Origin of the sequence: Winogradskyella sp. MH6, from assembly GCF_022810765.1 — a bacterium.
Lineage (GTDB): Bacteria > Bacteroidota > Bacteroidia > Flavobacteriales > Flavobacteriaceae > Winogradskyella.
In genome coordinates this window covers 433,676-454,541 of record NZ_CP094494.1, presented here as the reverse complement: position 1 = coordinate 454,541, position 20,866 = coordinate 433,676, and the positions used below count along the sequence as shown (strand labels likewise).

General features: G+C 33.0%; 26 protein-coding genes. 6 read left to right on the top strand and 20 right to left on the bottom strand.

Annotation, left to right across the window (positions count from 1 at the left end; translation table 11 throughout):
* Positions 1-45 precede the first annotated feature (45 nt).
* Positions 46-819: an XRE family transcriptional regulator gene (locus MST30_RS02220; RefSeq protein ID WP_243472783.1), complete on the top strand. Its 774-nt coding sequence runs from the start codon at positions 46-48 to the stop codon at positions 817-819.
* A 229-nt stretch (positions 820-1,048) separates the two neighbouring features.
* Here the strand turns inward: MST30_RS02220 and MST30_RS02215 are convergent, their stop codons facing one another.
* The 3 genes from MST30_RS02215 to MST30_RS02205 all read right to left on the bottom strand — a co-directional run bounded on the left by MST30_RS02215 (position 1,049) and on the right by MST30_RS02205 (position 2,702).
* Positions 1,049-1,372, bottom strand: coding sequence for a hypothetical protein (locus MST30_RS02215; RefSeq protein ID WP_243472782.1), 324 nt, complete (start codon positions 1,370-1,372; stop codon positions 1,049-1,051).
* Positions 1,373-1,508: 136 nt separating this feature from the next.
* On the bottom strand, positions 1,509-2,096 hold the full coding sequence (locus MST30_RS02210) for a hypothetical protein (RefSeq protein ID WP_243472781.1): 588 nt from the start codon (positions 2,094-2,096) through the stop codon (positions 1,509-1,511).
* Positions 2,097-2,234: 138 nt separating this feature from the next.
* Positions 2,235-2,702 (bottom strand): DUF6843 domain-containing protein, encoded by a 468-nt coding sequence (locus MST30_RS02205; RefSeq protein ID WP_243472780.1) that lies wholly within the window; start codon positions 2,700-2,702, stop codon positions 2,235-2,237.
* Positions 2,703-2,916: 214 nt separating this feature from the next.
* On the opposite strand from MST30_RS02205, the gene MST30_RS02200 reads away from it, so the two are divergent.
* Positions 2,917-3,909, top strand: coding sequence for an IS110 family RNA-guided transposase (locus tag MST30_RS02200; RefSeq protein ID WP_243472310.1), 993 nt, complete (start codon positions 2,917-2,919; stop codon positions 3,907-3,909).
* 154 nt (positions 3,910-4,063) lie between these two features.
* On the opposite strand, the gene MST30_RS02195 is transcribed toward MST30_RS02200, so the two are convergent.
* The 9 genes from MST30_RS02195 to MST30_RS02155 form a co-directional block, all read right to left on the bottom strand.
* Positions 4,064-4,513 (bottom strand): hypothetical protein, encoded by a 450-nt coding sequence (locus MST30_RS02195; protein ID WP_243472779.1) that lies wholly within the window; start codon positions 4,511-4,513, stop codon positions 4,064-4,066.
* Between the two features lie 142 nt (positions 4,514-4,655).
* Entirely contained in the window at positions 4,656-5,273 is a 618-nt protein-coding gene (locus MST30_RS02190) for a hypothetical protein (RefSeq protein WP_243472778.1), read from the bottom strand.
* 134 nt (positions 5,274-5,407) lie between these two features.
* Positions 5,408-6,052, bottom strand: a complete 645-nt coding sequence (locus tag MST30_RS02185; protein WP_243472777.1) for a hypothetical protein — start codon at positions 6,050-6,052, stop codon at positions 5,408-5,410.
* 160 nt (positions 6,053-6,212) lie between these two features.
* Positions 6,213-6,653: an SMI1/KNR4 family protein gene (locus MST30_RS02180; protein ID WP_243472776.1), complete on the bottom strand. Its 441-nt coding sequence runs from the start codon at positions 6,651-6,653 to the stop codon at positions 6,213-6,215.
* A gap of 147 nt (positions 6,654-6,800) precedes the next feature.
* On the bottom strand, positions 6,801-7,391 hold the full coding sequence (locus MST30_RS02175) for a hypothetical protein (RefSeq protein ID WP_243472775.1): 591 nt from the start codon (positions 7,389-7,391) through the stop codon (positions 6,801-6,803).
* A 400-nt stretch (positions 7,392-7,791) separates the two neighbouring features.
* A complete protein-coding gene (locus MST30_RS02170) occupies positions 7,792-8,253 on the bottom strand; it encodes a type II secretion system protein GspG (RefSeq protein WP_243472774.1) in 462 nt (153 codons plus the stop codon).
* A 160-nt stretch (positions 8,254-8,413) separates the two neighbouring features.
* Positions 8,414-8,785, bottom strand: a complete 372-nt coding sequence (locus MST30_RS02165) for an ASCH domain-containing protein (RefSeq protein WP_243472773.1) — start codon at positions 8,783-8,785, stop codon at positions 8,414-8,416.
* A complete protein-coding gene (locus tag MST30_RS02160) occupies positions 8,763-10,265 on the bottom strand; it encodes a hypothetical protein (RefSeq protein WP_243472772.1) in 1,503 nt (500 codons plus the stop codon). The genes MST30_RS02165 and MST30_RS02160 overlap by 23 nt, the downstream gene beginning before the upstream one ends.
* A complete protein-coding gene (locus tag MST30_RS02155; protein WP_243472771.1) occupies positions 10,262-10,786 on the bottom strand; it encodes an ATP-binding protein in 525 nt (174 codons plus the stop codon). The genes MST30_RS02160 and MST30_RS02155 overlap by 4 nt, the downstream gene beginning before the upstream one ends.
* Positions 10,787-11,013: 227 nt before the next feature.
* Here MST30_RS02155 and MST30_RS02150 point away from each other — a divergent pair, with 227 nt between their 5' ends.
* Entirely contained in the window at positions 11,014-12,006 is a 993-nt protein-coding gene (locus MST30_RS02150) for an IS110 family RNA-guided transposase (protein WP_243472310.1), read from the top strand.
* A 161-nt stretch (positions 12,007-12,167) separates the two neighbouring features.
* On the opposite strand, the gene MST30_RS02145 is transcribed toward MST30_RS02150, so the two are convergent.
* Positions 12,168-12,641: a DinB family protein gene (locus MST30_RS02145; RefSeq protein WP_243472770.1), complete on the bottom strand. Its 474-nt coding sequence runs from the start codon at positions 12,639-12,641 to the stop codon at positions 12,168-12,170.
* A 236-nt stretch (positions 12,642-12,877) separates the two neighbouring features.
* Between MST30_RS02145 and MST30_RS02140 the strand changes: the two genes are divergently transcribed.
* Entirely contained in the window at positions 12,878-13,870 is a 993-nt protein-coding gene (locus tag MST30_RS02140) for an IS110 family RNA-guided transposase (RefSeq protein WP_243472310.1), read from the top strand.
* A 156-nt stretch (positions 13,871-14,026) separates the two neighbouring features.
* Here the strand turns inward: MST30_RS02140 and MST30_RS02135 are convergent, their stop codons facing one another.
* From MST30_RS02135 to MST30_RS02120, 4 genes are all read right to left on the bottom strand, one after another.
* Positions 14,027-14,428, bottom strand: a complete 402-nt coding sequence (locus MST30_RS02135) for a hypothetical protein (RefSeq protein WP_243472769.1) — start codon at positions 14,426-14,428, stop codon at positions 14,027-14,029.
* 171 nt (positions 14,429-14,599) lie between these two features.
* A complete protein-coding gene (locus MST30_RS02130) occupies positions 14,600-15,565 on the bottom strand; it encodes a restriction endonuclease (RefSeq protein ID WP_243472768.1) in 966 nt (321 codons plus the stop codon).
* A gap of 158 nt (positions 15,566-15,723) precedes the next feature.
* A complete protein-coding gene (locus MST30_RS02125; protein ID WP_243472767.1) occupies positions 15,724-16,164 on the bottom strand; it encodes a hypothetical protein in 441 nt (146 codons plus the stop codon).
* Positions 16,165-16,336: 172 nt separating this feature from the next.
* Complete coding sequence (locus MST30_RS02120) at positions 16,337-16,828, bottom strand: hypothetical protein (protein WP_243472766.1); 492 nt, start codon at positions 16,826-16,828, stop codon at positions 16,337-16,339.
* Between the two features lie 148 nt (positions 16,829-16,976).
* On the opposite strand from MST30_RS02120, the gene MST30_RS02115 reads away from it, so the two are divergent.
* Positions 16,977-17,216, top strand: a complete 240-nt coding sequence (locus MST30_RS02115) for a hypothetical protein (protein ID WP_243472765.1) — start codon at positions 16,977-16,979, stop codon at positions 17,214-17,216.
* Between the two features lie 54 nt (positions 17,217-17,270).
* Here MST30_RS02115 and xerA read toward each other — a convergent pair whose 3' ends face one another.
* The gene (gene xerA / locus MST30_RS02110) at positions 17,271-18,398 is read right to left on the bottom strand and encodes a site-specific tyrosine recombinase/integron integrase (RefSeq protein ID WP_243472764.1); all 1,128 of its coding nucleotides are present in this window, start codon (positions 18,396-18,398) and stop codon (positions 17,271-17,273) included.
* An 89-nt stretch (positions 18,399-18,487) separates the two neighbouring features.
* On the opposite strand from xerA, the gene MST30_RS02105 reads away from it, so the two are divergent.
* Positions 18,488-18,871 carry a hypothetical protein gene (locus MST30_RS02105; RefSeq protein ID WP_243472763.1) on the top strand — a complete coding sequence of 128 codons (384 nt, stop codon included), beginning with the start codon at positions 18,488-18,490 and terminating at the stop codon, positions 18,869-18,871.
* Between the two features lie 160 nt (positions 18,872-19,031).
* Here MST30_RS02105 and MST30_RS02100 read toward each other — a convergent pair whose 3' ends face one another.
* Complete coding sequence (locus MST30_RS02100; protein ID WP_243472762.1) at positions 19,032-20,672, bottom strand: recombinase family protein; 1,641 nt, start codon at positions 20,670-20,672, stop codon at positions 19,032-19,034.
* A gap of 7 nt (positions 20,673-20,679) precedes the next feature.
* Complete coding sequence (locus MST30_RS02095) at positions 20,680-20,847, bottom strand: hypothetical protein (protein ID WP_243472761.1); 168 nt, start codon at positions 20,845-20,847, stop codon at positions 20,680-20,682.
* Positions 20,848-20,866 lie beyond the last annotated feature (19 nt).

Here is a 20,866-nt window from a genome sequence, read left to right as displayed (position 1 = left end):
AATTAGCTACATATAAAAGTAATTATTGCTTATATTTGTAGTATTATGAGTATCGTAGCAAAAAACATTCGTCATCTAAGAAAGCTCAAGGGCTTAACGCAAGAAATACTGGCAGAAAACCTAAATGTATCAAGATCTAGGATTGGATCGTATGAAGAGGGTAGGTCTGCACCAACTATTGAATTTCTTATTCAGTTGTCCGATTTTTTTAGATTACCAATCGATATCTTGTTAAGAAATGATTTGACAAAATCTAAAGATGCATCATTTATTGAAATAGGGAAACAGCGTGTACTGTTCCCTATAACAGTGGATGCAGATAATGATGATTTAATTGAAATAGTTCCAGCAAAGGCATCCGCTGGTTATCTTAATGGTTATGATGATCCTGAATACATTGAGCAACTTCAAAAGATTAAACTTCCTTTTTTACCAACTGGAAAGCATAGAGCTTTTCCAATAAAAGGAGACTCCATGTTGCCAATGAAAGATGGTGCTTTTGTTATAGGTAGGTTCATAGAAGACAGAAACGAGATTAAGACAGGCAGAACCTATGTTTTGGTTACACTAAACGATGGGATGGTTTATAAGCGTGTTATGAATAACATAGATTTTAATGGCTCGTTGCTATTAATGTCAGACAATAAAACTTACAACGATTATAGTGTACCCATTGATGAAGTTCTAGAAATATGGGAATTCACTTGTAGTATTAATACACAGGAATACACAGAGGAAGAACTTAAAATAAGTAGTATTCTAAGTATGTTTAATGAACTTGGAGTTGAATTGAAGGCTTTGGAGAAAGTTTTGGAATAACGTTTGTGTATAAATTTCAGTTGTGGAAAATCGGTACGATTTTCCGATTGTGACTGAAAGATAGAAAATTGCAATGAATTTCCGCAGGAAATTCAGCCGCAATTGAATTTATACATTGTTGCCATTTCGTTGTTTTATTTCGATTAATATTTTTTCAATTCCAGATTTTCATTCAGAATTTGAGTGAGTAATCCATTCCACGTTCTATTATTCAATTCCGATTGAGTTTTTACTTTATTGCGAAAAAAAACAAGCTCAAAGGAATTAAGTGGTAAACAATAGCAATTAAATTTAAAATAACTCCGCTTTTTCCAAATTTGTTTTTTCTTCTCATTCCGATTACGCTCAAAATTAATGATATTGAAATAGGGATTAAATAAAGTATAGCAACTTTAATTCCACCTGCAACTAAAGTTGGTTGTATATCACCATTTCCAGATTCCAATTCAGTCGTTAATATTCTGTAAGTTTCTATATCGAAAAAAGCTTTTTTGATTATAAAAATTGACGCAACTAATATTGAAATTAAGGATAAATGTTTTCCGATTTTCATTTAAAGTTCTGTTTGTTCACAATGGATGGCAACGGTTTTGTGTATGCCTCGTTGCGGGAAATCCGCGAGGATTTTCCGCCGTAAACTGAAGATAGCAAATTTGCTTCTGACTTTCCGAGAGGAAATTCAGAAGCAATTAATTATACACAGTGTTGGGTACAGTTATTTTTATCGGTTTAATATTTTCATAAGGTTCATTATCAGCTTTAAATTCCAGTCTGTCGAAAGCGATAGCAGATTTACTCTTTTTAATTTCCGAGTTCACTAATTTTTCTAAAAATCCGATTCCAATTGCATCTACACCATAATAGTCCAACATTATACATTCGTTTTTCTCAAAAAGAGCTTTTATTATCAATGCCTTTTTATTCGTGAAATTCAAATATTCAAATTTATCTATTAGCTTAATTCCGATTTCGTCCGCAATCTTTTCCGCTGTGAGTTTTTCAATCCGCATTTTATTAATCAGATATTTTTCAACGGTCAGAGGATTTAGTAATTCCACAATTGAATTTTGTCGGTAGTTTTTCGCCCAAGGGAAATCAGACTTTATATTTTGAAAATGCTTTATTAATTCAATTGTCAAGTCAAAACCTAAAGGTTGATTTTCAGAGTCAAAATTTGGAATGTAAATTCTAATTAGATTTCCGCTTTTCAGTTCAAATTCAGGTACAGAAATTCCGTTCAACTCAAACTCTTTGTTATGGAAAATACTGTTTGTCATAATTGTACCCAACGGTTTTGTGTATGATTTCGTTGCGTGTTTCAGCAACTAATTTAATAAAAAATAAAAGGCGATAATTCGGCGCGAGGATTTTCCGAAAGGAAAATCAGAAGCAATGAATTATACACGTTGTTGGCACTAGTTATTTTCAAAAGTTGGATAATCTACAGTGAATATTATTCCAGGCTCTAGAATAGTTTCATTTCCGAGAGAATCAATTTTAAATCCTCCTCCTGGTAACATAAATTTATATGCATAAATCTTATTTTTATCTATTGAATCCAAAACAGTTTTACTTAAAACATGTAGCATTTTTATTTCAGTTCTATTGTCCAATTCATTAACGTAATAGAATTTTGGATAGTTACTTCCATACTGTTCAGAAAACTGAGTATTCAGAATACCATTTTTTGGAATCCTATAGATTCTTTTGTCGTTTTCATATTCAATTTGTTCTCCATTAGCTTGATTAAACCAAATTTCTACAGTTCCAGTATAACCTTCTGGAATTAAAGTTATAGTATCTTCCATTCGATTACAACTAGACAAGAACAAAAGAAATAATAAGCATATTTGACTTAATATTAATTTAATCTTGGATTTCATAATTACTGGCAACGGTCTCCTTTACTTTGATATCATTAAATTTAACAAGAGAAGAGAGGAGAACTCGAACGGTCTTTAGATAATATCCATTACACGTAATAGTCCTCTCTGTCTCTTGTAGGATGTTTTGAAGAACTAATTGGAATACCTAGCCCTATAGGCTCATTAAAGGAAATAGTTACAAAACATCATTAATGATAATTTTTTTAAATATATGAAAAATGTTAGAGATGTAATCGGGATAGATGTATCCAAGAAAACCATAGATGCTACAGCATACCAAAGCGAGCATCATGCTGTATTTACCAATGATAGAGCAGGTTATTCAAAACTCCTTAAATGGGCAAATCACCAAGTTGGCAGTGATTCTTATTTTTTATGTTTCGAAAATACGGGCAATTACTCACTAAAGCTATCTGTTTTTTTATCAGAAAGTGGAGTTTGTTATGTAGAAGAAAGTCCTATGCGCATAAAGCGCAGTACAGGTCTTACAAGAGAGAAGACAGACAAGCTAGACTCTTATATGATAGCCAGGTTCGGATGGATGTATAGAGAAGAGCTTCAGCCAAGTCATATGAAACCACAGATCTTTCAAGAACTGGGAAGAATACTCTCATTAAGAGACCAATTGGTTAAAGATCGAAGTGGGTTAAAATCTACATTAAAAGAAAACAAGCACTTGCTGTCAAGCCCATCCACAGATGTTTGCTGCAAGATTTTAGAACGATCTATAAAACATATAGACAAACAAATAGAAGCCTTAGAAAGCCAGATGAAAACATTGGTAAAGACCGATGATACCTTAAGGCAAAACTATGAGTTGCTGCGTTCGGTAAAAGGCGTAGGTCTTATACTTAGCTGCCAATTGCTCTACCACACCTCTAACTTTATTAAATTCAGTACATGGAGAACCTTTTCAAGTTATTGTGGTATAGCACCGTTCGAGTACAGTTCAGGAAGCTCAATAAGACGGCGAAAACAGAGCCATTATATAGGTGATAGAAAAATGAAGACCCTATTGAGCATGGCAGCCGTATCAGCTATTCAATCAGACCAAGAACTTAAGAAATACTACCATAGAAAACTCGAAGAAGGTAAACACAAAATGATAGCCTTAAACAATGTTAGAAACAAAATATTGGCAAGAAGTTTTGCAGTAATAAAAAGAGGTACGCCCTTTGTAAATATAGCAGCTGTAAATTATTAAAAAAACACTTGTTTTTTACCTTGGAATACGTGTATGATTTCGTTGCGTGTTTCAGCAACTAATTTAGTAAAAATAATAGGCAATAATTCAGCGCGAGGATTTTCCGAAGGAAAATCAGAAGCAATGAATTATACACGTTGTTGTGCAACGTATTTTATATTTTAATTTCAGGCAAAACAATTTCAATTTCTTCATTTTCATTTATCAAGAATTCGATTTGTTCAGTTGGTATTTCCAATTCATAAGATTTAAATTCTCCTGCGTGGTCTCTCTTTTCTTCCGTAATGCGAATCGGATATTTTTTCACTTTTTTAAAAACTCTTTCAATTATCAATTCTGCATTCATACAGAAATCAGAACTCAAATGCGAACGAAATTTGGTTGAAAATAGGTCAGATCCGAGTTCAACATAGTAAAATCCAGTTTGTGAATCAAATTTGTCATATCCAACTAAAAATGTGGTTGAAGGCAAATAAATTCGGTCAAGCTTAATTTTGTCCGAAGTAACTTTCCCACTAATTTTAAAATCCAAAACACAACAAGCCTGTGAAAAACTCAATTGGCTAATCAAAACTAAAATTAATATTATGATGAGTTTTTTCATATGTTACAACGGTTCGTATAACCGTCAGTTACGGTTTTAAAGTTAATTATTTTCGGTTAAAAACTGACGTTAGCAATTCCGAGTGGATTCGGACGTAGTCGAATCCGCCGTAATTGCGGTTATACATTGTTACCACCAGTTTTTATTTCCAAAATTCCCACCATCTTTTTTCATCCACAATCTCATTACCATTGTCATCTTTTGTTAAGTCAATCGTAATTCCTCCTTCATTATCAAAGTCCATAATGCTGACGTTATTCAAATTAATTGCGTTTAGATTGAGAAAAGATTCGGCTTTAGATAATAGGATTCTGTCTTTAAATTCATTCCATTCATTCACAATTTTTTGGGAACTTTCAATCTCAAATTTTTTATCAAAATGCGTAAGCTCACCATCCATTTTAAAATACAGATTTCCGATTTTTTCTTTTTCTTTCGGATTATCTACTGACGACAAAAATTCGCTTAAAATGTCTCTTCTTTCTTTATGTGTAAGACGTGGGACAAAAAGAATATCCTTGTCATCTTTATCAATTCTTTTTATTAGAGTTACTAACTTATTTTGATTCTGTTCAGAATAACTTGTCGTTGTGTTTTTTGCTAAATCCAAATTATCATCTAACATAAAATAGTCCGTTACAACAATTGAAAAGAACTTTTCTTCTTTTTTGTCAAAGTAGAAACTTTCATTCAGACTATTAGGCGATTGAGAAATTCCAATCATTAGCCAGTTCAATATTTGGTTTCCAGCGTTGTTCATCAAATTGGTGGTAACGGTTGGGCTATGGTTTCGTTGCGTGAAAATCCGCGAGGATTTTCCGCCGTAAACCGAAGATAGCAAATTTGCGAGGACTTTCCGAGAGGAAAGTCAGAAGCAATGAACTATAGCCGTTGTTATGTGCTGTACTTTTTGTGAACATATATTACAACATTTTCAATTTCACTTTCGTCCATTGTAGTAATCCGTAAAATGTTGTCAGATTCATCTCGTTCGTAAATTCTAACTTTCCATCTTTTAGTTCCATCTGACCTAAACGAGAAAGCTCCTTCTCTTGTCAGATAATTATTTTGATTATATTCTTTTTCAGTTAACAAGGATTTTTCGTTTCCTACTATTCTGTAGATTTTTGTTGCGTTGCCTCTGGAATCATATTCGTATTCAAAATTCCGATTCTTATTTTTTTGTGCTTCTCTTTTCTTATCAGATAAGTCAAATTTTTGTTCAATCCGTTTTAATTCTGTTTGGGTTGAGTCAACTGAAATCTTGATTCTAATTGTGTCATTTGGATATTCAAATTTTGAATGAGAATCCAATTTTCCATCAAGAGTATAGCTTTTTGTATCTATTGTTCGACCATTTCTGTCATAAAGGTTTGACTGGAACAAAATCGCATTAGTTGATTTCGATTTATCTAGCATATAGATGTCAGTTTGCTTGATTCCATTCTGTTTTTTCAGGTCAGCGTCTTTTCTGTAAACACTTTGTCCAATTGAAATCAGTGTTGTCATTAGAAAAACAGGGACTAAAATTTTTTTCATAAGTTCTTTTCAGTATTGCACATAACGGTTAGTATAACCGTCAGTTATCGGTTTGGTTTACTGTATTTTTCGGTTAAGAACTGGTCTTAGCAATTCCGAGTGGATTCGGACGTAGTCGAATCCGCCGTAATTGCGGTTATATAATGTTGTGCATAGTTTTTTATGCATTAAATATTGATTTTATTTTCTCCCAAAACGAGCCTTTGTCGATGTAAAGTTTATTAATCGATTCAGCTATTTTTTCTATATGTCTTGTCTCGTGATTCCAAAAATATAGTTCATCGGTTAAATTTCCATTTCCGTTATGAGTCAAGATTAGTTGATTCCCAAATCCGTCCGCTCCAATTGCGATTCCATTGTCAGGAAATCCACTCCATTTTCGAGCATTTTTTGTTTCAAGTGCTATATGGTTACAAGTCCGACTTATTCTTTTTCGGTCAGATTTATCAAAGAATGGATGCAATTCAAATCCAAACTCGTCCGAAATCAATAATTCTCCACCATTTGATTTAATCATTTGGTTTTTAAATTCAGTCGGGAATTTTACATTTAATTCCGATTCAGTTTCTATTATATATTTTATATCAATTGGAAACGGCATTTTGTGGTTTGATTAAATTATGCACAACGTGTTTGTGTATGATTTCGTTGCGTGTTTAAGCATTAAAGTTAGCAAATAAATCACAGATAGAAAGTCCGCGAGGACTTTCGTAAGTAGGCTATAACTAGCAATGAATTATACACGGTGTTACCTGTAGTTTTTTTTCAGTTCAAAATGATTCAACCATTCTTTTTCGGTGTTAAAATCTCCATTTTTATTCTTATTCAAGAAAATCGCATTTTGTTTCCTATCCAACAATAATGTGTCAGGAATAAAATCATTGTCATAAGGTTTTACAATAAAGATTATCGTGTCTCCAGTCATTTTATATTTTCCGTCATATTCATCTTTAAACCCCAAAAATCCGTTTACTTCATTTTCACAAGTTCCGTCTTCACGAAATACAAGGGTATAATGAAAAAGGTCATCTTTTAATGTTCCACTCAAAACAGTTTTTGACTTAAAAATTTCAGATTCGATTAAATTCGTTGTTAGAACAAAAATTATGAAAATCAGATGTGCTCCAAAAATCAATTTATTTGCTTTTATTCCGCTTTTCGAAAGTTTGGTTATTGTTCCGATAAGCGTAATTAAATAAAGAATTACAATTGGAATTATTACAATCCAATACTGTAATAAATAAATAATCATTCCGCCAAAATAGTCGGTAATATTCCAACATATCATTCCGATTACAGAAATAATAGTTAAGATTTGAAAGGTTTGTTTTATGCTCAAATTTGGTTTTTCAAATTACAGGTAACGGTTGGGCTATGGTTTCGTTGCGTGAAAATCCGCGAGGATTTTCCGCCGTAAACCGAAGATAGCAAATTTGCGAGGACTTTCCGAGAGGAAAGTCAGAAGCAATGAACTATAGCCGGTGTTGTAGCACGTTTTTTATTTGTTTTTAATTTTTTCTCTAATTAACATAAAACTTAAAATTAGAACAATACAAATTCCAATTATAAATAATCCATATTTTATTAACCCTGTCAGTAAAAACGTAGCAAATCCATTGTAGCGAAGTTTACTTGATTTTTCAACAAGTTCGGGTATGATATTAGAATTGTCTAATAAAAAGAAAAAGACAATACATAATAAACCAACAATGTAAAGTCTTATAATTTTTAAATTTCTTTTATTCCGATTTAATGTCATCTTTAGTCCCAAATTGTCCGTCAGAACCAGCTGACACAATTAAAAATCCATTTTCTTTAACCGAGTATTGATAAGGTCGATTCCATGAATCTTTTTTCCAATCCTGTCTTATTGGGCTATTTCCAATCAATTCGTTTAGGTCAGTTGGATATTTTCCAAATTTTTCATTCCACTTTTCCATTCTGTCACTCATTTCCGTTATTTCTTTTTTGGTTTTTTCTGGGAAAATCGAAGTCCTTTGGTAGCTAAAGAACAGAAATGCACTTAAACTTCCAATAATCAAAACTGAAAGAACCATTATTGAACTCGGTTGTAGAAAATATTTCTGAATCGGTCTTTTAATTCCGTCTTCTTTTTCTTTTTTACTAATCCGTTTTCGGTGTTTATAATCCTCCCGAATTAGTCCAAATTCTGCTAAAGTCGAAAGTATTAATTCAATCATTTAGTTGGTTTTGGTAAATGTGCTACAACGGTCGTGGCTATGAGCAGTTGGGGATTTTACACCTAACTTTTCAGTTTAGCACTGACCTTTGTTTTATTTACGTTTTTTTAATTAAGTACCTAAACCCCAATTGATTATAGCCGTTGTTGTGCAACGTACTTTATTTTAAGTATGCAAAAGATTGAGGTGGTCGAATTCCAAAATTCTGCATTATGCAAAGTTCTTTTTCATATTTTTTCGGATTCTTTACCTTAATCGCATAACCAGCTTCTTTACCTTGGAAATACTCAAAATAGTAGTCAAATGATATTCCTGAATAATCAGATGTTTTATTCCAAAGAGTATCGACATCTTCGTGAACTATATCTTCAATTTCAAATTCGCCAATTACTTTACTGATTGGTGCTGAAGCATAAACAACAATTTTGTTAACTTCTTTTTTCTTGAAAAGAGTTCTCCTAAACTCAAACTTCTTTGTTCCGTTGAATATTTTATTTGCAAACTCTGGTTTAATCGATAATATAACTTTCATTAGCTCTTGCTAGGTTTAAAATTTCATTAAATTGTTCATTAGTTAGTGGTTCAAAGCCACGTGGTGCGTTTTGAATAATATTTAAAGCTCTTAATCGAGCCAAGTTAACTTTGGGCATTGGAAAAGAATCGAGATACAAAAAATTAACAATGAAAGGTCTATTGTTTCTTCTATAATTCCAAAATGCTCTCAAGCCTGCATTATCAAAAACGCTCCTTTTTCTGCATATTTCAATAAAGTGATTTTCATCTCTTATGTCAGTCACTACATTTTCTACAACACCAATTGTAGAAACTACACCTGCGTAATGACCACCAGTTCTATAAAATAATACCAAGTCTCCTCCAGAAAGATTTCTATTGAATGAACGAGAGATATAGACTTTTTTTATGGCATTTCTATAAGGTTCGTTTTCCGTGAAATCATTTGGGGACTCATTGTTTAGAATAGAATCTGGGAAAAGTTCTGTATGATATTCAGGATAAATTGGTACAATCCATTTGCTCGTTCTTCTGGAAACTGACGGAAAAGATAATTTTGGTGCAGTCAAATTTGGTGCAGGTTTACATTCTCTAACATATACTTGTTCAGTTCCGTTCTCTGTTGTTTTTTCGCCCCAATGTGTAAAGCCCCAATCTTCTAATAGATAAATTAATCTTAATTGTTCATCTCGTTTATTAAAGATTGTCACATATATTTCGTCGACATTAAATTGTAAGGCGTTATCAAAAATTATTTTTAAAAATCTTTCGCCCAATTTATAACCTGTAGAAGTGACTTTAAAAGTTCCAATTTTCAATCTATTTTTTCTTGGAAAACGAGGTGCGATGTTATCGTAATTCTCTTCCTGTCCTTCTTGTTTTAAATATAAAAATGCTTTTACCGAATCATCAGTAACACATATATAAGAAATATTGTCCGCCTTTCTGTTGAACCAATCCGCAAACTCATTATAGTCTTCCTTGAATGAATCAAAAAATTCGTCATCTAAATTGATATTCCCAAAGTATTCTTTTTTAACAGCTAATACTCTATAATCCTTTAATTCAGGATTTTCCGCAATACATTTTTCTAGGAAAGCATCTATTTTGAAGATTTTTTCAGAGCAACCAAGTATTCTTGCTTTTCTGTGAATTCCTCTATCTTCTGTTATCAAGTAGTCTACTCGATTATTGTATACTTCTTTTAAAATACTTGTGTCAATAAAATCATTCCGAGTTGAATCAGTTGCTCTAATTTGCTGAATTTGAGCATCATCTGGTGATTCAGTTTTTAAAAGATTGTAATTAGCAATCTTTATCTTCATTGTATTGACGACCTGTTCATCTTGATGAGTAGAAATCTCTTCTATTGATAGTGGATGAACACATTTTTCATATCGTAGTCTATCTAACCAATTGAAAAGTAAACCAATGTCCTCATTTACAATTCGGCTGGCTTCTCTATGAATAATGATATTTGTGTCAATCAGAATCCTCATAAGTTTTTCAAATAATTATAAACCAACTGGCTGTCCTTGTCTTTAATCTCAAATAAAGGGATATTTAGTTTTTTTGAAATATGATTTGCGTGTTCAACTTCCATTTCTTGCATTTTCTGAATAGTACTCAAGTCATACTTCGAATCGTCTCTGTTAGTTAATCTTGATAAAATAGTTCTTGTTTCGCAAGTTAATAGAATAATCGAGATTGGATTAATACCGACAAAAGTTTCGTCTTCAATTTTTAGCGGAATTCCGCTTGAATTCAACAAAGTAAAATGTCCGTCTAATAAGTAGTTTTGATTAGGTTTTACAATTTTGGCAAGATTATTAATTAATCTTTCTTGCGTTGAGCTAATATCTTTAACCTTTTTGTTTTTCAAATTACTTATTTCATTCCATTTTAGGACTTCACTTGCAGTTAGGTGCTCCAAGTTGTATTTTTTAGAAATATCATTACAGAAAGTCCCTTTTCCAACTCCGTGAATTCCTCCAACAAAAACTATTTTACTTTCTGGCATATTGTTCGTTCAGTATGTTGCACAACGGTCTCCTTTACTTTGATATCATTAAATTTAACAAGAGAAGAGAGGAGAACTCGAACGGTCTTTAGATAATATCCATTACACGTAATAGTCCTCTCTGTCTCTTGTAGGATGTTTTGAAGAACTAATTGGAATACCTAGCCCTATAGGCTCATTAAAGGAAATAGTTACAAAACATCATTAATGATAATTTTTTTAAATATATGAAAAATGTTAGAGATGTAATCGGGATAGATGTATCCAAGAAAACCATAGATGCTACAGCATACCAAAGCGAGCATCATGCTGTATTTACCAATGATAGAGCAGGTTATTCAAAACTCCTTAAATGGGCAAATCACCAAGTTGGCAGTGATTCTTATTTTTTATGTTTCGAAAATACGGGCAATTACTCACTAAAGCTATCTGTTTTTTTATCAGAAAGTGGAGTTTGTTATGTAGAAGAAAGTCCTATGCGCATAAAGCGCAGTACAGGTCTTACAAGAGAGAAGACAGACAAGCTAGACTCTTATATGATAGCCAGGTTCGGATGGATGTATAGAGAAGAGCTTCAGCCAAGTCATATGAAACCACAGATCTTTCAAGAACTGGGAAGAATACTCTCATTAAGAGACCAATTGGTTAAAGATCGAAGTGGGTTAAAATCTACATTAAAAGAAAACAAGCACTTGCTGTCAAGCCCATCCACAGATGTTTGCTGCAAGATTTTAGAACGATCTATAAAACATATAGACAAACAAATAGAAGCCTTAGAAAGCCAGATGAAAACATTGGTAAAGACCGATGATACCTTAAGGCAAAACTATGAGTTGCTGCGTTCGGTAAAAGGCGTAGGTCTTATACTTAGCTGCCAATTGCTCTACCACACCTCTAACTTTATTAAATTCAGTACATGGAGAACCTTTTCAAGTTATTGTGGTATAGCACCGTTCGAGTACAGTTCAGGAAGCTCAATAAGACGGCGAAAACAGAGCCATTATATAGGTGATAGAAAAATGAAGACCCTATTGAGCATGGCAGCCGTATCAGCTATTCAATCAGACCAAGAACTTAAGAAATACTACCATAGAAAACTCGAAGAAGGTAAACACAAAATGATAGCCTTAAACAATGTTAGAAACAAAATATTGGCAAGAAGTTTTGCAGTAATAAAAAGAGGTACGCCCTTTGTAAATATAGCAGCTGTAAATTATTAAAAAAACACTTGTTTTTTACCTTGGAATACGTATAACCGTCAGTTACGGGTTAATATGCGTTAATTTTCGGTTTGATACTGACGTTAGCAATTCCGAGTGGATTCGGACGCAGTCGAATCCGCCGTAATTGCGGTTATACATTGTTGGCTGTAGTGTTTTTTTCAATCCCATATGTTTGGTCTATCAATTTTCATTGCTCTTAAATACGACAGAAATTGTCCTGCGTGAACTGATTCGTGATATCCAATCCGTAACAAATATTTTGCAAGGATTTTCTTGTCTCCATTTCCAGGGTGAACGATTTCGGTTTCGTTTAATTCCTTATCCGAAAAATGTTTAATACTTTCTATAAATGTTTTTCTATAAGGTTCGGCAAATTCAAGTTCATCAGTAAGGCTAATAAATGCTCGGTTTTCCCAAGGTGTTTTATAATTTGTCATATCACCTTGATTAATAATAAGATTCCATCCATAATCAGCCTCCAAAACGTGTCTTATCATTTCTGACGCACTCATTGCTTTTTCGTCAGGTTTCCAATTATAATATTTCTCAGGTAGTCCATTCCAAAGTTTTATACTTCTTCTCCTTATTTCTGTAAAATTTAAAATTATAAGTTCAGATTGGGTCATTTTCATTGTTTTCGGGAATGTCGTTTTACATTACAGCCAACGGTCTCCTTTACTTTGATATCATTAAATTTAACAAGAGAAGAGAGGAGAACTCGAACGGTCTTTAGATAATATCCATTACACGTAATAGTCCTCTCTGTCTCTTGTAGGATGTTTTGAAGAACTAATTGGAATACCTAGCCCTATAGGCTCATTAAAGGAAATAGTTACAAAACATCATTAATGATAATTTTTTTAAATATATGAAAAATGTTAGAGATGTAATCGGGATAGATGTATCCAAGAAAACCATAGATGCTACAGCATACCAAAGCGAGCATCATGCTGTATTTACCAATGATAGAGCAGGTTATTCAAAACTCCTTAAATGGGCAAATCACCAAGTTGGCAGTGATTCTTATTTTTTATGTTTCGAAAATACGGGCAATTACTCACTAAAGCTATCTGTTTTTTTATCAGAAAGTGGAGTTTGTTATGTAGAAGAAAGTCCTATGCGCATAAAGCGCAGTACAGGTCTTACAAGAGAGAAGACAGACAAGCTAGACTCTTATATGATAGCCAGGTTCGGATGGATGTATAGAGAAGAGCTTCAGCCAAGTCATATGAAACCACAGATCTTTCAAGAACTGGGAAGAATACTCTCATTAAGAGACCAATTGGTTAAAGATCGAAGTGGGTTAAAATCTACATTAAAAGAAAACAAGCACTTGCTGTCAAGCCCATCCACAGATGTTTGCTGCAAGATTTTAGAACGATCTATAAAACATATAGACAAACAAATAGAAGCCTTAGAAAGCCAGATGAAAACATTGGTAAAGACCGATGATACCTTAAGGCAAAACTATGAGTTGCTGCGTTCGGTAAAAGGCGTAGGTCTTATACTTAGCTGCCAATTGCTCTACCACACCTCTAACTTTATTAAATTCAGTACATGGAGAACCTTTTCAAGTTATTGTGGTATAGCACCGTTCGAGTACAGTTCAGGAAGCTCAATAAGACGGCGAAAACAGAGCCATTATATAGGTGATAGAAAAATGAAGACCCTATTGAGCATGGCAGCCGTATCAGCTATTCAATCAGACCAAGAACTTAAGAAATACTACCATAGAAAACTCGAAGAAGGTAAACACAAAATGATAGCCTTAAACAATGTTAGAAACAAAATATTGGCAAGAAGTTTTGCAGTAATAAAAAGAGGTACGCCCTTTGTAAATATAGCAGCTGTAAATTATTAAAAAAACACTTGTTTTTTACCTTGGAATACGTATAACCGTCAGTTACGGGATTAAAGTTAATAATTTTCGGTTTAGCACTGACGTTAGCAATTCCGAGTGGATTCGGACGTAGTCGAATCCGCCGTAATTGCGGTTATACATTGTTGTAAGCAGTTTTTATTCTTTTATAGGGTTCCTAAATTCAGTTTTAATTTCAGTCGGTTTTTTGCTAAATTCTATTGCGTTTAAGTCCGTTTTTAAGCTCAAAAGAGTTTCCACCATAAACTTATCCAAGTCGGATGGAATTTCCATTTTACTGTCTCTAAATTGATTAATTAAAACACTTAAATATTCCGAAATTGTTTTTTGTCCGTCAGCATCTAAAAACATTTCTTGATGCCAATAATCCATTGTTGTCATTTTAATTTTTCCGTCAGAGTCTTTTTCCAACAAAGCGATTTGTTCGGGATTTAACCAATTCCATTTTTTTGTTCGTACAAAGTATTTTTCCTTTTCAGAGTATGATTTTATAAAATCAAATTCAGGTAAATCTCTTTTCTTTTTTAAGAAACTAAACATATTAATTCAGTTAGATTTCGGTTTTCGCAAATTGCTTACAACGTGTTCGTATATGGTTTGTTGCGTGGTTTAGCACGTAATTTAGCAAATAAAAACTGAATAGAAAATCCGCGAGGATTTTCGTAAGTAGGCTAGAACTAGCAATAAATTATATACGTTGTTAGCCACTGATTATTTACCGCTAAATTTTTTTGTTTTCGGATTGTAAGTAAATAAAGATTTCAATTTTTCAGATTCCCCTTTTTTATTTGTTGCGAAAAATGTTAATTCCTCATTTTTGTCTATTATAATGTCACTTTTTATATTTCCTCCAACGTCTATTGTTATAAATTTTGTAATATCATTTTCTTTTGAACCTTTAACAATTCTCCCGCTTAAAATTGTAGCATCTCTTTTCACGAATTTTACATATACACTTGATGTTAATCCCAAAAGTTTGATTTTTTTTATATCTGTTGATTTTATATAATAATCATTAAAGTCAAGTTTGAATTGTATAGGGAAAGATTCGTCTTTTTTCGATTCTTCCAATTTTATCCATTCAACAATAGCAAGGTTCATCATTACCCTTTTATTATTTTCAATAGCCTCAATTAAAAGCGTTTCTATTTTAATAGGTTCATTAATGTTCTCTCTGTAAACAATTCCATTAAACTCTTTTAAAATAGTATCTAATATTTCCTGTGTAGTATCTAAATATAAAGTTGGTGCGATAAATTTTGACTCAATTTGAAGTCCCATTTGTTTTATTGGAAACCAACTTTGAATATCTTCTTTTTTGAGTTTATTTGCGGTATGTAATTCAATTCCGTAATATTTTGCTGTATTTATTGCGTCAGCCTGATATCCGTTTGTACTAACAAAAACTTTCTTATTAATTTGTTTAATCCTATCACATTTCGATTCGAATGCTTCAATTTCTTTAACAGGAACTTTTTTATTATAATCTTTACATTCAATCGCAATCTTAATATCAAAGTCATTTATTGAGGAAACGATTAATATGTCAATTTCTCGCTTCTGACCACTTTCGTTTTCGATTTTATAATTATTGAAAATTTTTGTGTTTTCAGAATCTTTTAAAGTCTCTTGGATAAGTCGGATAGTTTTTTCTAACGATTTTCCATTGTTCTTCATAGTTTCTGGTAATTTGTGGCTAACGGTTCGTATAACCGTCAGTTACGGGTTTATATGTTTTAATTTTCGGTTAAGAACTGACGTTAGCAATTCCGAGTGGATTCGGACGTAGTCGAATCCGCCGTAATTGCGGTTATACATTGTTGCCCACAGTATTTTTAGTTTTGATAATTAAATTTCTTTCCGCCATCTTGGATTTCAATTTTCACAATGCTATCTATTGGGATTTGTCTTTCCAAACTCTGAACAAATCTTGAACGTCCACCTTTCAGAGTATCGTTTTCTAAAATTACGGTATCGAAATACATATGATATTTTTTTCCGTTCTTATGAGTAACTCTCATTTCTATTGAACCAGAATTATTAAGATAGGAACTGTTTCCGTTTTTGTCCACAACAATAATTCGGTCAATATTATTTGCAGAATATGAAATACTTCCATATGTAAGAGGATTATTTACGGTCACATCTTTCATATTTGACGAATTTGTATTTTTCATTTGTTCTTTAAAACTTTCAACTGGAATCGTATAGGTTTTACAAGACAGGGTCAGCATAATAATTCCAACTCCGATAATTCTCGAAATATTTCTTTTCATTAATTTTTGCGTTTAGTTTTTCAATATTGTGGGCAACGGTCTTGGCTATGGTTTCGTTGCGGAATGGTTCGGCAGAACTATTCCGCCGTAAACCAAAGTTAGCAAACACGCAGGAATTTCCGAGAGGAAATTCCGCCGCAATGAACTATAGCCCTTGTTGTGCGTAGTTTTTTTAAACATCCAGTTCGATAAAAGTAGTTTTTTTATCTTCCCAGACTTCTTTTGCTTTTTTCTCCCAATCATTGCCAAAATTTTGAATAAGAAACCTTTTTAATTCGTCAGCTTTACCTGCGTATTGAAGCACTAAAAATCCGATTCGAGCGTAGTAATTGCTGTCAGATTTAAGCTCATTTAAAATCAATTTTTGAAAATTTTCATCATTGATAAAAGAGAATAATAGTTCGGCTCCAACATTTTCAAATTCTACTTGTCGGTCATTAAATTCATTTGCGCTTTCATCACCTATAATTGCTATTTTATCACCGAACCAATATCCAGTTCCGAACTTTTCTTCGGTTAAGTTGAAGTCAGACAATAAAAGTCGTCCAATTACATAGGGATGGATTCCATTCATTACCGCTCCCAGTTTCACACCGTCATTAAAAATGTCAGGTGAAAAGAATTGTTTTTTGTCTAGATTAACGACTTTATAATATTGGCTCATATTTTTTCCAAATTACGCACAACGGACGAGTGTATGAAAAGTAGCCCATACACAGACGTTCGGAATTATTACAAAACTTAATTAGGCTATTTTTTATACACATTGTTAGCATTAGTACGGTGTTAGCAAGCAATAAACAAAAAAAAAAATGAAAGCATTATTAAATAAGGTTTTTAGCACACATGAAAAGTATGAATGTGCTGTTGAAAAGGTAAATGACAAATTAAAAGAAGTGTGTGATTTTAATGCGGTACTAACTTGGTGTGCGGGTGATGGACACTTAGTTTTAAATGAAGATACAAGTAATGTAGCGACACTAAATTGCTTGAATGGTAAAACTGCAAAAAATAAGCTAACAGAGGAAGAGCATGATGAATACACAGTTTAGTATTGATGCTAACAATTGGATATAGTTATTAACTATATCCAACTTATATGTTGACTAAGATAATAAATCTTTTATATCCGAAAAGGAACTGTTAGCAACGTGCGTATAAATTTCTGTAGTCTTTGTAGAACTGTGTCCTAGGAGAAGTTGTATATGTCTGAGATCTGTGCCATTTTCCAAAAGATGAGTTGCAAAACTGTGCCTAAGCACATGGGGCGTAACCTTTTTATAGATACCTGCTTTTTGGGAAGCTGATTTTACAATGTTCAAGACACTTGATACACTATATTTACCACCTTTCTGTCCTTCAAAAAGATAGGTTTCAGGTCTATACTCTTTGTAATATTCTTGAAGATTCTTCAGAAGCTTTGGGCTCAAGACCGTAACCCTATCTTTGTTTCCCTTTGCATCTTTAACCACAACCACCATCCGTTTACTATCAATATCCTTAATTTTAAGGTTCAAAAGCTCACTGCGTCGCAGACCAGAAGAGTAGAGTAGCCCAACTATACACCTGTGCTTTAAATTGCTGGTACAGTCAATAATACGGAGAACTTCTTTTTTGGACAATACCTCAGGTAGTGACTTTTTTTTTCTTGGACGTTCAATCGAATAAAAACGGTTTGGCATACCCAGCACTGTTTCGTAATAAAACTTTATACTGTTTATTGTGAGATTTACTTGGGAATTAGAGAGCCCCTTCTGAATCAATAATTGAAGGTATGTTCGTATATCCATTTCATTGATTTCGTTCAGTTCCTTCTCTTTGAAATGGTTTATGAAAGATTCGAAACTCGAAATATAGTTTTTTACGGTGTTGAAAGAGTATCTTTTAAGCTCCAGTTTAAGTAAATACGACTCAGGACATGTTTTGTAGCCTTCCATTGGTTTTCTCTTTCTATAGCTATCTAATTTTAATACTGGGTTATTTACGTTCACTACCTTTTCATGAAAGAAATAATTGCCATTTATCCATGCTACACCATTGAAAGTTTTGAAAATCAGGTCTAAGTTCAACTTTGTGTTTGGTACGTAATACATTTCAAATTTATCGCTCCAATCCACATTAGGCAGACTCTCGATGAGAACCTGTAATATTTTGTCGGACTTAAATTGAATACCTATACATTTTTTCTGGTCGAGAAATAAGTGCTTTAAGGTTATGTTTTTTCGTAGTTCCATCTGTTTTTTTTTCAAATTATGAAACTAAAAAAACAAAACCCATATATTATTCGCATAACTTACGAATAAAATACATTTAAGTTGATAATATGAAGAGATTACAGGAACATTGCCTAAACTGCGGAAAGAAACTTAAGGGAAGAATAGATAAAAAGTATTGTGATGCGAGGTGCAAGAGCGCAAATCAGTATAAGATCGAGAGGGAACGCCCAGAGCGATTTTACAATAAGGTAGATAACAAATTACGTTTGAACAGAAGGTTGTTGAAGCAATACAATAGGGCAGGTAAAGCTATAGTTAGACAGTCGGTTTTGATTAAAGAAGGTTTTGATCCTAACTTCTTTACACATTATTGGAAGAACAAAAAGGGAGATGTTTATTTGTTTGTATATGAATTTGGCTTTTTGAGAAAAAAGGAGAATAGTAATGATAAATTTGTACTAATTAAGTGGCAGGATTACATGAACTATTGAAATGGATTAAACTGAAATTACTTTTTATGTCTTCTAAAAAAAGAATATATTTATACCTTAACAAAGTGAACACGAAACTGAACACGTTTTGGAACACGATTTAAGCTAATTAAGGCGGAATAATAGTTGATTTAGGGTGTTTTTGAGATAAAATTAGAACTCATAACCCGAAGGTCACTGGTTCGAGTCCAGTTCCCGCTACTAAATGAGACTCAAGCAGTTTTTCTGTTTGGGTCTTTTCTTTTTTTTGGTCATATTGTGTTAAAAATGAATTAGTTAGTTCAAATAATAGGTTCATTTTACTGGTTCGACATTCCTTGTTTTTCATGGAAAAACGGAAACCCTCAGGAAAAAGGATATTTTGTAGTAACCTTTTATTATGGTAATCTAGTGATTCGTAGAATTGACTTGGGTTTTCGGCAATTTTAAGAAAGAATTTCATTACTTTTTTGTGGTTCGATATTTTTGATGGCAGATTCAGAAGAAATTGTTTTTTCTTTTCAATTTGTTGTTTAAGTTTTAATCCATGTCTTTCAAAAATTTCTTTCGATATTTCATCTGTAGCGTACCTGAATTCTATTTTGTCAAATTGTTCCTGAAGCTTATTGATTTCAGAGCTTAGTTGTCTTTTTTTATTCGTACTGGATGATATTTCATTTTCAATAATCTTCTCAAGTTGCTTTGAGAACAGATTTTGAAATGCTTTTGATAACTTCAATGATTCTAATACTTCAGAAAACTGCTGATGCATACCAGCTGAAAGTGATTTCATTCTTGTATTTGCATTTACAGTTTTATTACATGATGAACATTTATAATATAAGATCTGCTTTCGTTTGTTTTTATATGAGGTCATGTTGGTGTCGCAATCATCACAGACCAGAAACTTTGGCACCAAAGGGGTTTCGGTATTGCCATTTATTTTAGGGATTCCTATTTGGTTTGAATTATTTAGCTTCTTTTGAAGCAGATCAAATTCCTTTCTTGTAATGATTGGTTTCCAATGGCCTTTGATTTCGGTATCGGGAACTAAACTGTTCGTAAAGTATCCTGCATAAAACAGGTTAGACCACATTTTACTCAGCGTCTGTTTTGGGATGTACAGACCTTCTAGCTTTAAGAGATCTTGAATTTCCTTATCAGTATGATTTTTGTAAAGTTTTAGTCTAAACGCTTCTTTAATCAGTTTTCCGTGAGCGTTAAGTTTAATCTCCTGCTTTGCTTGTACTTTAGATGGGTCGGAAACTCTAGGGCCAAAGTGATCGTAACCTCTTGGAGCTCTTCCGAGAAATGTACCTTTCTCAAGAACGTTGATCATTCCAGGTATGATAACATCTTGACGGTTAAAATTTTCTTTTTGTGCATATAGTAGTTGCGTAGAGAATTCGTTTTCATTGCGCTCAGTAAACGTATTATGGCCAGTACTCACAGAATACAGATACACATTGTACTTACGTCTAAGACTGACGAACAGTTCAATATGTTCCGATCCGGCACGTCCAAACCGACTGGGAGACCAAATAAGTATGATCTGGGGCCTTTGTGCTTTAGGAGTGGTTTTAATAGCATTCAACAACTCGTTCAAAGTCTTTTGGGTATTGATTCGCCTCGAACTTTCGTACTCAGCATCGAATTCCTTGGTAATAATTAAACCGTTGTCAGAAGCACATTCTTTGAGCCGTTTGACTTGGGTCTCAATACTTCCGTTTTTTAAAAATTGCTCTTTTGAGGACACGCGTGTGTATGACCATACAATAGCTCCTTTAAAGTCTGAAATTGTTACTTCGTTCTTTCTGCTCATATAAAAGTTATTTAGCTGAATCAAAAATGAGTTTTGTGAATTGGTATATACTCAAGGCTAATTCATTTTTTTGTGCTTCGTTTAAATCAATGAATTCTTTAGTTAGGTAGTCTTCGAGTTCATTATTGTCAAGTAATTGTTTCTGTTGAAGTTCCTGACTTGATTTTCGGCCCATAACGAGATAGGATTAAATC